General features: G+C 55.4%; 8 protein-coding genes and 1 tRNA gene. 1 reads left to right on the top strand and 8 read right to left on the bottom strand.

Annotated elements, in window-relative coordinates; genetic code table 11:
• Window positions 1–243: 243 nt before the first annotated feature.
• From ACILQA_RS06490 to ACILQA_RS06460, 7 genes are all read right to left on the bottom strand, one after another.
• Window positions 244–414 carry a hypothetical protein gene (locus tag ACILQA_RS06490; RefSeq protein ID WP_395628969.1) on the bottom strand — a complete coding sequence of 57 codons (171 nt, stop codon included), beginning with the start codon at window positions 412–414 and terminating at the stop codon, window positions 244–246.
• A 410-nt stretch (window positions 415–824) separates the two neighbouring features.
• Window positions 825–1,298: a c-type cytochrome gene (locus ACILQA_RS06485; RefSeq protein WP_395628968.1), complete on the bottom strand. Its 474-nt coding sequence runs from the start codon at window positions 1,296–1,298 to the stop codon at window positions 825–827.
• Between the two features lie 730 nt (window positions 1,299–2,028).
• Complete coding sequence (locus tag ACILQA_RS06480; RefSeq protein WP_395628967.1) at window positions 2,029–4,173, bottom strand: M20/M25/M40 family metallo-hydrolase; 2,145 nt, start codon at window positions 4,171–4,173, stop codon at window positions 2,029–2,031.
• Window positions 4,174–4,225: 52 nt separating this feature from the next.
• Window positions 4,226–5,116 carry a M14 family metallopeptidase gene (locus tag ACILQA_RS06475; RefSeq protein WP_395628966.1) on the bottom strand — a complete coding sequence of 297 codons (891 nt, stop codon included), beginning with the start codon at window positions 5,114–5,116 and terminating at the stop codon, window positions 4,226–4,228.
• 304 nt (window positions 5,117–5,420) lie between these two features.
• Window positions 5,421–8,462 carry a TonB-dependent receptor domain-containing protein gene (locus tag ACILQA_RS06470; RefSeq protein ID WP_395628965.1) on the bottom strand — a complete coding sequence of 1,014 codons (3,042 nt, stop codon included), beginning with the start codon at window positions 8,460–8,462 and terminating at the stop codon, window positions 5,421–5,423.
• A 2-nt stretch (window positions 8,463–8,464) separates the two neighbouring features.
• Window positions 8,465–9,430, bottom strand: coding sequence for an alpha/beta hydrolase (locus tag ACILQA_RS06465; protein WP_395628964.1), 966 nt, complete (start codon window positions 9,428–9,430; stop codon window positions 8,465–8,467).
• Window positions 9,427–10,812 (bottom strand): dicarboxylate/amino acid:cation symporter, encoded by a 1,386-nt coding sequence (locus ACILQA_RS06460; RefSeq protein WP_395628963.1) that lies wholly within the window; start codon window positions 10,810–10,812, stop codon window positions 9,427–9,429. The genes ACILQA_RS06465 and ACILQA_RS06460 overlap by 4 nt, the downstream gene beginning before the upstream one ends.
• A 696-nt stretch (window positions 10,813–11,508) precedes the next feature.
• Between ACILQA_RS06460 and ACILQA_RS06455 the strand changes: the two genes are divergently transcribed.
• Entirely contained in the window at window positions 11,509–12,051 is a 543-nt protein-coding gene (locus ACILQA_RS06455; protein ID WP_395628962.1) for a DUF2924 domain-containing protein, read from the top strand.
• A gap of 32 nt (window positions 12,052–12,083) precedes the next feature.
• Here the strand turns inward: ACILQA_RS06455 and ACILQA_RS06450 are convergent.
• A tRNA-Cys gene (locus ACILQA_RS06450) sits at window positions 12,084–12,157 on the bottom strand.
• Window positions 12,158–12,249 lie beyond the last annotated feature (92 nt).

Here is a 12,249-nt window from a genome sequence, read left to right as displayed (position 1 = left end):
TTTCCGCAGCGTTCGCAAATGACGAAACCGACCGAGAAAATTTCGATCAAACGCGCCCCGCTGGGGCTAAATTCATGCGGGATAATCCCGGTGACGATTGGGGCGATGTTGATGACATGTCAGATGCATCCTTCCCCGCCAGCGACCCGCCATCGTTTAATCCGGGCACGGCAGGCTGAAACGCGCTAAAAGTCCAAGCAGGGCTGTTCGGTTCATCCGCGCAGCCCTGTTGGTTTTGCCGTCCTAATTTGGGTCAGTGACCGGCGGTTCCATTGGCGTTTCGCTGGGAATGCTTCCGGGGAAATCGGTATCGCCTTGGCCCGGGATGACTTCATCGGGCGAAGTGCCCGGAACTTCATTTGGTTGGCTATATGGTTTTGGATCGGGATCGATCAGATTTTCAATATTGGTCATAGGGACTCCAATACACAATGAACATGCTGCGCCTTGGGATAACGCCCGAAGGTCAGATTGGTTCACATCCGGATATAATTGCGACACTGCGTCCGCAGAAATGCGCGCGAGCAACCGTTGTTCTGGCGCCGTCAGGCCCCGGGCATCAAAGCACCTTGCCCCGCTTTATGCGGTCGATGCTGGGCAGCCATTGTCGCCTCAGTGTCCGCGCTTTCATTGGGTTTAGGCGTCTTGATGTCTTGTACCAAGGCGACGTTCCTTCGGACATGGGCGTCGTCCGGTCTGCATTCATTCTGATATCAACGCTGACGGTGCCGCATTTCATCCTTGAGCATCTTATGAACTATAAAAATAACCCATGCGCCATAGGGACTGAAAGATGACTGCAGCTGCTTTCGTGCGATAAAATATCAGCTCGGCGTTTCAAGATAAGCGATAACATCGGCGCGCTTCTGGGCGTCCTGTATGCCTGAGAACATCATTTTTGTGCCCGGGATTACGCGCTGCGGCTTTTCCAGATGTTGAAATAGCTTTTCTTTCGTCCACACAAATTTGGCCCCGGCATTTGCAGCAGAATAATTATAGCCAGGCACAGTTCCAGACATGCGGCCAATTATATTGTGTAGCGATGGGCCCGACATGTTTACGCCTGCATCCGTGACGTGGCACGCACGGCATTGGGCAAACACGGCCTTGCCGTTCACAGCGTTTCCGGTGAAGCTGGCTATCGCAGTACCGTCGAGGGTCGTCACATCTGATGCTGCTACTGCCGCCGGCTTTGGTGCAGGCACAAACTGATCCGTTTGGCTTTCGGAAGCATCAGAGCAAGCAGAGACCAATGCACACAAAACCAGTAATCCACCCATCGCTCTTGCCATAATCATAGTCTTTCTTTGTGAACCTTCACGCAACGCAAAGTGCGGCAACGGTGCGTGTCATCTTTTTGCCGGTAATTTTGCAATTCTTGCTGCTTATGCATTTTAGATAGCCATATCAAAGTTTTTCAACACCTTGCACCGTAATCGGTTCACGAAAAAGGTGCGTGATGCAACCACGATTCGCTGCAGCCGCAGACCGCAAGGGACACCGCGTTGCGTCTAATTAGATATGAGAAAATGGAGGTGTGCGCAGCCAACAGACAATGGTCTCTGCCTGAGGTTCCCTGTTGTTAGGGAATTAGCAGGGAAAATATCAATTTTCGAGGTCGATTAAGAGAGTTTGGTCTCATGGAACGCGAAGTATGCCTGCGCTTTTCGACCGAATTCCCTAAAAAATAACAGGGAATTTAAATCTCGATAACAGGGAAGTGCTGCGTTGATAACAGCTAAGGTATTTGCCGATAACAGAGAGATGGCAAATATCCATGTGATCAAGGCGATAGCATAATTGCCCTGCCCGCCACTCCCGAACGGTCAACTTAACAACCTACAAGTCGGCAAAGGCTGCAATTTGGCCGCGAGCGGTCCGACGGCTTTGCGCTCAACTTCGGTCGTTCGCGATTAAGTAAGAAGTGCCCGATAGAAGACAAATGATTTGGCTGATAACCGGTACTGGGTCGATCCCAGACCGGCACATGGTGGGGGCCTTAGAAGAATCGTGCAGGGCGTGTATCGATTATCTTGCGAACGGGCTATCATTGCTAACGCGGGCCTCAAGGAGGCTAATGAGTAATGCTGCTTGCGGCCCAAGATGTGGGTCCTTTGCAATCCAGTATTCATCATTAGAATGCGAGCGTTCGCTGATGCCACCACGGCTAATGGTTATGCTGGGAATGCCCAGCGACATGGGCAGATTTGCATCGGTGGATGAGGCGTTCCGGCTCGGTTCGACGCCCAAAGAAGAAAGAGCCGCTTCAGCATTGGAGACCAACGGGGCGGCGGCGGCATTTGTGCCTGCCGGGCGCTTTCCAAGATCCTTGATCTCGACTGCCAACAGCCCGCCTTGTTTCTTACCCGCATTTTCGCTGGCAAGCGTTGCACCAATTGCCGATCGCAAGATCGCATCTAGAGCAGCCAGACGGTTGGCGTCCGACGATCGCAGATCGATTTCGAACGCGCTGTCAGTTGGTATGACGTTGATGCCAAGGCCACCTTCCAACAATGCAACCGAGTAGGTTGCCTTTGTACCGGAGGCTGTAACGGGTTCAGCGCGGTCGAGAAAACGGGCTATTGCCCGCGCCGTGGCGTGGTGCGGATTGACGGTCCCAAACGCACCATAGCTGTGGCCGCCGGGACCGGTAAATTTTACCCGATAGCGGTTTGACCCAACTGCTGTGTCGATCAGCCGTCCCATCTCTCCGCCATCAATCGCAATCACGCTGCCAATCCCGTGATCGGGCTGCGCAAAGATATGGCGCATGCCGCGTAAGTCGCCCGTGCCTTCCTCGCCGACTGTCCCGACCAGCAGGATGTCCCGTTCGGTGGTAATGCCATGCCGTTCCAGAGCACGCGCAACCAATAAAAGCGATACCAGACCGCGTGAATTGTCGCCAATGCCCGGGGCAGTGAAACGGTCACCGTCCCGTTTTACCGTCACGTCCACGTCTTTGGCAAAAACGGTATCGAGATGGGCAGCCAGCATGACAGCCGAACCTGTGCCCGTGCCTTTACGCCGCGCGATCACATTCCCAACTGCGTCAATTCGAACGTCGAGACCACCGATTTCACGCAACGTGCGGGCAAAAGCCAGCCCGCGCTTTTCCTCTTCGAACGGCGGGGCCGGTATTTCGGTGAGTTCAATGAGCCGCTGGATGGCCCAATCGCTTTCAAGCTCAATTATCGTTGCCATTGCCGCTGTGACGACCTTGCGCGACCGTAATTCTTCAAGAGCAGCTTCGGCCTTAACGGCGACTTGCAGCGATGGTGCGCTGGCAGCTGCGCCTAAAAGGTGGGGAATAGCAAACGGAGCCATTTGGCCATTGTGGTGCCCAACCTCCGGTGCGTAAGCGATTTTCCAGTTGAGCGGCCTGACGGCGCCTGCCTGCTTGTGTGCCGCGGCCAGAAAACCGTGTCCCCTGTCGAAACGCGTTTGCCCCTGCTGGTCTGCTTCCTCGTTGATGCGCAGGTTGGGATCGTTGCGATCAATATCTTCGGTGCCCAGTAGGATGGTGAGCGGCCGCTGAAACGCCTTTGCAGGCGCGACCAGTCCTGCAACATCTCCGCCCCAGCCATATGGGAAAGCGCCATCATCCGGCATCGTATACCATCCCGAATTCGCGGCAACTGCAGCTTCCATACGGGGCGCATCGGCAAAGGCGACATAGCGATGAACAAACTGCCCACCGGCAGAATGACCATAAAGCGCATAGCCCCGTTGATCACCAGACACGCGGCAAACGATGTCGTCGAATAAAGGTTCGATCGCGGAGAAGGACCATTTCGCCTTCGGTGTTTTTCGGCCCTTCTCATCGACTATGTTACCAAGATTGTAAGAGCCGGTGGTGGGAAAATCCTTTCTGCCAAACGTCGGAACGACCACGATAAGATTGTGTTTTTCAGCGAGATCGCGCCATTCATCGCGATAACGGTCGCCGTCACGTTGCACGCCGTGCATGACGAAAACGATACGGCTATCGGCTCCAGCGGTTTGCGGCTTGTGCACGAAGACAGGCAGTTTAGGCCCTGCCCAGCCGGAAAAAACTATCTGCGACGATCCGGCCGAAAGCGGTGCGCAGTCTTTTGCCATAACTGGCGCAGCCACAAACGATGGCCCAAGGAGAGCAAAGACCGCTGCGGCGCGATAGGTGATGGCAAGGCTCATTAAAAACTCTCCGGATCGAACTGAGCAGCGCCCCTGCACATATGCGGGTGCATCACTCTTTAAGCGGCATAACCAGAGATGGTATCAAATTTTGAGCTAACGCCTCCGCTGCAGCGCGCACTGCTGCCGGATCTGAGTCGTCTCCGACCTCGTAGGTATAGGCTGGAATACCATATTTCGCGCTGAACCAATTCTTTGTCGTGCCCGAGCCGGGATTGGCATCGCGTGGCTCAATCTTGAACGGATATCCTGCAAAGGCGTTCTCCTTGCCCCCGAGCCACGCAGCAAGGAACGCCTTGCCTTGCGCATTTGCCTCATCACCCTGCACGTAAAAAAGGTTGCGGTTGGTGGAGTGAAAATCGAGCATCAAAACCGGCCTGACGTGTGGCGGCAAAAAAGCCAACCAATCATGGACAGCGCGCGTTTCCGGCTGCTTGAACGTTCCCCAGTCGCGGTTGAGATCCGTCCCCCCTAGATTACCCCGCCAGTGCCCACGGGCCACGCCGTCGGGATTGAGTAACGGCACAACCAGAAACTGAAATTCTTTGCCGTTTATGGACCCGTTACGGACCAGCTCTGCAATCTTAAGTGAAAACGCGTCCATTGCGAAGGCACCCGACACTTCAGGTGGATGCTGCCTGCCGAGCAGCACCACAAGGCGCGGAGCGTCGGTAGAGCCCAAACGAACGGCTTCGATGGGGCGGCTATCGTGTGATTGGCCAATTACAATCCTGCTGCCGCCGCCGCTTTTCGTAAGCTGACTAAGTACATTGTCGTAATGGGCACTCGTCAAAAGCGGCTGGCCACTGATGACACCTTCGCCCGGCGGGAGTGTAATGGACACCGAACTGGCGTCGTTGGCAACCACGACGGAAAGCGCCGAAGGGTCGCCGCGTCCGCGCCATTTGGGTGCATAACGGTGACGTGCGCCAAGGTAACGCACATGCACCGTCAGATTCCCGCCTTCAGCTGCGCTGTACCGGAAAGCATACCATGGGCTGGGGTTTATTGGCGGTAGGTGTTCGGGTGTCACTAAAATTGAGAGCGTCCGTTCTCCCTCCACGTAACAAACCGAACGGGACGCGCCCTCAAAATCAAATTTAACGCTAGCTTTCGCTGTACTGCAACCTGACAGCGTAGGTTTGGACTCCGATGACACTGGGGTGGCGGGTGGCCGCGCGTGTGCAACCGACCCGACCCCAATCCACGCAGCGAGCGATAACAAAGTTCCCGCCCGCCGCGTCACATCAAAACTTCTTACGGAGTTCGACGTGGAAGACACGTCCGCGCGCCGTGTACAACTCGCTGTAAAAACCATAGGTTTCATCAGCCAGTGGCGGATCCTTGTCGAACAGGTTGTTGATCGCAAAGCGCAACCGGGTTCCGTTAAGAGCCGTGTCGTTGTTGATCGTGTAAGAAACCGAAAGGTTGGTAAGGAACTGGTCGTTGACCCGGTAGAAGTTGGCATTTGGATCATCCGAAACCAACAATATGTCCCGGACAACACTGGTGTCCCATACCTTGCCAGTATATTGGCCAAACAGGCCGATCTCGACTGGACCGGTTTCCCAATTGATCGATCCGCTGACGCGCCATTTGGGACGGCCGTCGATTTCGAGCAATTCACCCAGCCCGCCAACCGTGACGTCAGCTGGTAGTTTACCGGAAGCAATTCCAGCGAGCAGCTCCTCACCGTCAGCACTAGCGCTCTGGACGAAGCTGTTTAGCCGTGCCGCGTTCAAGCGAAGGCGGAACTTGCCCGCCCCGAAATCGGGCACATTGTAGGCCATCCCGAAGTCCCAGCCCTTGGACACGCGGCTATCAAGGTTAAGGTACGGATCGAGCACCTGAACAATCTTGCCCGCCGGGGCAAGGCCAGTCCCAGTGAACAATGCTATGTCATCCGCGGTCGGCGCAGAACGGATAACATTTGGATTGGTGCTGCCACCGAGACGGCGGAGCAAATCAAGCGCAATTGCGTTGTCGTCGCCGAACGTACCAACCAACTCGGCTTGCTTTACCCGCCAATAGTCGGCGGTCAGTGTCAGGCCGGGAATAAACTTCGGCTCAAGCACGATACCAAGGTTTATGCTTTCACTATCTTCGGGCTTGAGGCTTCGAGCGCCCGACCGGAAGCTGATGACACCGGCACCGGGGCAGGCGTCGAGGCTGGATAGGAGGCCTTTTCGGACCTGTGCCTGGCAAAACACGAAATCGTCGCGTGTATTGGACCGGGTGGTACCGTCATCATTGACCTGCGCCAGATTTGGTGCGCGGAAGCCTTGCGACCATGCGCCACGGAATGTGACGCCGGGAATGGTGGTCCATGATGCGGCAACGCGCGGGACCACCGCGGTGGCGCCAATATCTTCAAACCGCTCGACCCGTCCGGCCATCTGCACATTGAATTCTTCGACCAGTGGAATATTCATGTCTGCGCTGACGACAGGTACGAACAATTCGGCGAAGCCCGAATATACTGTTCGCGACCCATCTGTGTCGGGTGACGGGCTGGTTCCCGCAACGTCACTGCCGTTGAATACGCCAGTCACGCTGTCGGTAAATGTAATCGTCCCGTCGAGGCGGGGGTCACGATCATCGAAAAAGGTCTCACGACGCCATTCAACACCTGTTGCAACGCCAACGTTGCCGCCGGGGAGGACGAACAGGTCGTCGCGGCTGACCTTGAAGTCTGCCAGTGCAAGGCTGGTGCCGCCCTTGCGGGACACGTTGATACGGAAAGTGTCGAATACGGCGGTCGGATTCGGCGTGCAATCGCCTTGGCCGGGATCATTGAGACATCCGCCATTGAACGGATTGTAAGCATCGGGCGTCGTACGGTTGATCGATTGCTGCATCGCGGTGAGCGACACGCGGTTGGTTTCAAGATCCGTCAACTTCGATTCGGAATAGACGAACCCGGTGTCAAAGTCCCACGCGCCGAAATTGCCGCGCAGACCCGCGACAAGACGGTAAGCGTCCTTGTCCACCAAAACGCTACGGTTGCCACCATCGACAAAGCGATAGCGCTCCATAATTACATCAGCGCCGGTGGTGGGGATGGTGGTGCCAGGCAGACGATTGGGGTTGGCTCCGCCGCCAACCAGCGTGGTCGGGCCAAACGGGTTCCAATAGGCGGTTCGTGCAATGCCGACTGGAACGGCGCTGAGGATAGCCGATGCATCATTAAAGCGCTGGTTTTCCGATCGGTAATAGCTGCCTTCAAAATACGCTTCGACACTGTCCGTCAATTCGTAGTTCAACAGCGCCATTGCATTGTAGCGGTCCTTACGGCTAATCAGCGAGTTACCGAATATGGTGTTATAACGCACCGCCGTGGTCGGCGTTTCTCCGTTGCGGGCACAGATGCCGTTAAGGAAATCCATGCGGCAGCCGGTGAACGTGCTTGGTTGCAGATAGAAGTCGTCGTCGTTTATCGGTGTTCGGCTGTTGGGTGACGTCTGAATATCGAATTGACCGAATGGCCCGAAAGTGTTGCGGTTGTTGAAAGAGGCTTCCCCTTCGAAATCGGTTCCGACGAGCAACCGTGTGCGATCATCGTCGCGCGAATATTCGCGGCCCGACGAACCAAGGCCGTTTTCATGGAAACGGCCGCCATATACGGTCAAATTGCCGCGTCCACCGCCGAAATCGAACCCTAAGCCGCCGCTGATGGAATAGCTGTACAAGCTGGTTCCATCCGATGCGCGCCAGTCACCTTCAAGGAAGCCGCCTTTCAAATTGCCCTTGAGCACGGTGTTGATCACGCCTGCGACCGCATCGGCTCCATAGATGGCCGAAGCACCGTCGCGCAGGACTTCAATCCGGCGAACGCTGCCGGGTGCAATCTCGTTGGTGTCGGGGCTGACTACGGGCACCAGCAACTCGGTCTGGAAACCGGGGTGTAGGTTCATCCGGCGGCCATTGATCAACAGCAATGTGTTTCCGGTACCCAAGTCGCGCAGGTTCACCGAGCCGACATCACCGCGAACGTTGTTTTGGGTGGTGGCGTTTTGTTCGTTGAACGCGATGGTTCCATTCTGCGGAAGTGAACGGAACAATTCGTCGCCCGACGATGCGCCGGTATTCTCAATCTGCTGCTCGTCCAGAACGGTAACCGGAAGGACGTCGTTGATCTGCGCGCCCTGGATCCGTGAACCGGTTACGACGATTGATGCTTCGGCTTCCTCAGTCGCGACGGTCGCAGCATCTTGCGCATATGCCATATTTGCTGTCATCAACGCGGTTGTGCTGAACAACGCGACCTTGCGTATTATCTTGGTCCCCATGTTTATTCTCCCTGCTTACTTTGTATGATTTTTCCTGAATCGAACCACTTTACGAACATTTCCGGCCATTGGCTCAAGACCTGTTCGGGACGGCCAAGACCCCAGCCATGGCCGCCGTCGCGAAACATATGCAACTCCGCTGATGCACCGGCAGCGTTGAGCTTTTCAAACAGCATGATGCCATGCCCCGGCGGAGCGGTTTTATCGTCCGCTGATGCAAAAATGATCGTCGGTGGCGCATCGGCGCTAGCATATGTGTCGAGCGACCAGGCATTCTCTGCCTCAGCGCTCGGCGTTTCGCCGATGATTTCACGCCGGGTGCGCGTTGTATCATAGGGCTTCCGAAGGGAAACGACTGGGAACAGCAGTACCGAGAAGTCGGGTCTGGCGCTGACTTTCTCATATGTGTCCGACCCGGCATAAAGCTGCCGTTGCGACTGTAGCGCAGTAAACCCAGCGAGGTGCCCGCCTGCGGAGAAACCCATAATACCGATTTGCTTTGGATCGATGCCGAACTCGGTTGCTCTGGTCCGCACGATCCGCATTGCCCGTTGCGCGTCCATGAACGGTACGGATGCATCCCAGCCGTCATTTGGTAGACGGTAAAGCAATTCGAATACTGTAAATCCGCGCGCTTGCAGCCAATGGGCAATTGGTGTGCTTTCTTTCTTCAACTGAATACGGAAATACCCACCGCCACCACACACGACAACCGCCGCTCCGTTTGTCTTTTCCGGTCGATAGACGCGCATACGGGGCACCGAGATATTTGACAGTGCGCCCAATCCTGCGCCCGCTTCGCCGACCTTTTCCGGACCCGTCACCCCACCCTGGCCAGGCGGCTTGCCGGGCCATAATAGGATTTCTTCGCGCTCTTCAGCAAAAGCGGGCATGCCGCTGCCCAATTGTAGCGCGCCAACCGCCGAAAGCGCGGCAAGGTTTTGCAGCAAGGTGCGTCGCGCGATCATGATTGCTCGTTCAATGCCTCGGCCAAAGCTTCGCTGCGTGGCCCGCTGCGTTCATGTCGTTCGATATCTTCTTCGGGCAACGGCATGGGCGCCCCTGCCATCGCAGCGGCCAAACGCTCGGTATCCAGCGCGCCTTCCCATCGTGCGACAACAATCGTCGCGACAGCGTTGCCGATGAAGTTGGTCAGCGCGCGGCATTCGCTCATGAACCGGTCGATACCCAGTATCAGCGCCATGCCTGCTACGGGCACAGATGGCACGACCGAAAGCGTTGTCGCAAGGATCACAAATCCTGCACCTGTAACGCCAGCAGCGCCTTTTGAGCTAATCATTGCAACCAAAACCAAGGCCAATTGTTCGGACATGGAAAGATCTATGCCGACGGCTTGGGCGATAAACAAAGCGGCCAACGTCATATATATATTGGTGCCATCGAGGTTGAAGGAATAGCCGGTAGGTACAACCAAGCCCACTACCGATTTCCGTGCGCCAGCAATTTCCATCTTCTCCATTAAGCTGGGAAGTGCTGCTTCGGAAGACGATGTGCCAAGCACCAGCAAAAGTTCTTCACGCAAATAACGGATCATCTTAAAAATGGAGAACCCGGTGAAATATGCAACAGCGCCAAGTATGACGACCACGAACAGGAGCGAGGTAAGATAGAAAGTAGCCACTAGAGCTGCGAGGTTAGCAAGTGAGGCGATGCCGAATTCGCCAATCGTGAACGCTATCGCTCCAAACGCCCCGATTGGAGCCAATTTCATTAACATGTGAACGAGCTTGAAAATCACCGCATTGAATGAAGCAAGGACGTCAAGCACCAAATTACTATGGGGGCGCGTGGCAGACAGCGCGAGCCCGGTCAGTATGGCGACAAGCAGCACTTGCAGTATGTTACCGCTGGTCATGGCGCTGAATAAAGTCTCTGGAATTATGTTGAGTACAAAGCCAGCAATTGTCTGCCCCTCTGATGTCTTGGCATAATCCGCTACCTTGCTGGCATCGAGCGAGGCGGGATCAATATTTAAGCCAGCGCCGGGCTGTACGATATTGCCGACAACAAGACCGATAATCAGCGCAAGCGTCGAGAAGAAAAAGAAATAGGCAAATGCCTTTCCCGCCACACTGCCGACAGCCGACAAATCGCGCATGCCGGAAATCCCCGTTGCAACGGTGAGGAAAATAACGGGCGCGATGATCATTTTGACCAACTTAATGAAGCCATCGCCAAGCGGCTTTAAGGCAGAACCGATATCGGGATAGAGATGCCCTAACAAAGCACCGAGGAAGATGGCGAATAGCACTTGCACATATAACTGCCGCCAAATCGGCAACTTGGCTGGCGTATCGGCATTAATGGATGTCGGCGTCGTAGCCCGCATATTTGCTGCCTTCCCTCGCCAGCTTAATTTTCAAGCTGCGAAGTAAGATAAGAAGCAGGGTAGCACAAGTTTGATTTCACACGATTGAGGGCAGACCGGCTAATCATAGGTTCGCCGGCAAATCGGCGAGACGACATAGTGACGCTAGTTCGTCATTTTCTGCGTCAAATCGAAGCTGAACTCATATTGTCGCATCGCAGGATGTCCGACGATGTCTGATGAACAAATTGAGGTAAATTACGTTCGGTGGCTTCTCGGCAATAGCCATAAGTGCAAGGAATTATTGGCGAGTTTTTGGTAACCGCTTTGTCTTTAATCTATGCTTTCTACTTAATAGCGGTCAGTCCGCTACCGGCCCATTTTTGGCCATCCTACCGAAACAAAGCTATGATCTCCGCTTGGGCAGCTTTCAGGCATCCACGACCGCTCTCGGAACGACCTCAATTGGGCGCAAAGCTGCCATTGACACGAGCGGCCTGATTTAGCCGGGGGGTTAACGACGGGCACTGCATACACCTAACCTTCACAGTCCCGGGCATCCACTTTTAATGTAAACTCGACTGGACTGCGTTCTAAATACGAGCAACAACACATTGCGCTTCGGCACTGATCGAAGCGGCTTGCCCTGCCGGCTCTAACCGGGGGGCTGTGGGTGGTGACAGAAGGCATGGGGCCTGCTGCGATCGGAGACCACCTATGTTAAAATCATCAAGCCGCAAGAAGCAGGCCACTGCTGTCGTCGCCGAGCTTATTGATATGTCATTAGCGGACGTTAGAGCAGAATGGCAGAAACGCTGTGGTCCGCCGCCTAAGCATCGAGCGGCAGATTTGTTGCGGCGGGTGTTAGCTTGGCGCATCCAAGCGGAAGCTTCCGGCGACCTAGATGCTGCGACGCGGCGGATACTCGCTAAGGAGCAAAATGTGCTGCGCCCTTCTGCCCAGCCAGGTATGCGGCTGGCCCGCGAATGGGCGGGCCGTCGCTACGAGGTGGTCGTGATAGAAAGCGGCGTGGTCTTTGAGGGGCAGACCTTTGGAAGCCTCTCAGAAGTTGCGCGACACATAACTGGGCGCAGGTGGAACGGATACGCGACAAAATTGCTGCATCCATGGCACGGGCTATTGCGCGTCGAGACTGAGGGTCAAGTCAAGGCGATTTGGCCCTCTTTTGGTCTCCGCAGAGACTTTAGCGCAGCGGCATTAAGCCCGGAGGGCCCCAGAAAGGCGCCGTTTCTGGACTGAAGATGTCGTTGGAGTTTTATCTGTGAGGTGTATGGAGGCCCGAGCCGGAATCGAACCGGCGTGCAAGGATTTGCAGTCCTCTGCGTCACCACTCCGCCATCGGGCCCCTAAACAACAACCTGCCTAATCAGCAATGCCGCCATGTGGTGAAGGCGGGCACTTAGCGGCTTGCAGAATTCATTGCAACCGGCAATCTGG

The sequence above is a fragment of the Sphingorhabdus sp. genome, from assembly GCF_044239005.1.
In the GTDB taxonomy this organism is placed as follows: Bacteria; Pseudomonadota; Alphaproteobacteria; order Sphingomonadales; family Sphingomonadaceae; genus Sphingorhabdus_B.
The sequence above is the reverse complement of the archived record's forward strand: the minus strand, read 5'-3'. Positions and strand labels throughout refer to the sequence as shown.

Bases quoted from the DNA above. Each gene is read 5' to 3' on its own strand.
- ACILQA_RS06490 (WP_395628969.1), bottom strand. From the start codon at position 414: ATGACCAATATTGAAAATCTGATCGATCCCGATCCAAAACCATATAGC.
- ACILQA_RS06485 (WP_395628968.1), bottom strand. From the start codon at position 1,298: ATGATTATGGCAAGAGCGATGGGTGGATTACTGGTTTTGTGTGCATTG.
- ACILQA_RS06480 (WP_395628967.1), bottom strand. From the start codon at position 4,173: ATGAGCCTTGCCATCACCTATCGCGCCGCAGCGGTCTTTGCTCTCCTT.
- ACILQA_RS06470 (WP_395628965.1), bottom strand. From the start codon at position 8,462: ATGGGGACCAAGATAATACGCAAGGTCGCGTTGTTCAGCACAACCGCG.
- ACILQA_RS06465 (WP_395628964.1), bottom strand. From the start codon at position 9,430: ATGATCGCGCGACGCACCTTGCTGCAAAACCTTGCCGCGCTTTCGGCG.
- ACILQA_RS06460 (WP_395628963.1), bottom strand. From the start codon at position 10,812: ATGCGGGCTACGACGCCGACATCCATTAATGCCGATACGCCAGCCAAG.
- ACILQA_RS06455 (WP_395628962.1), top strand. From the start codon at position 11,509: ATGTTAAAATCATCAAGCCGCAAGAAGCAGGCCACTGCTGTCGTCGCC.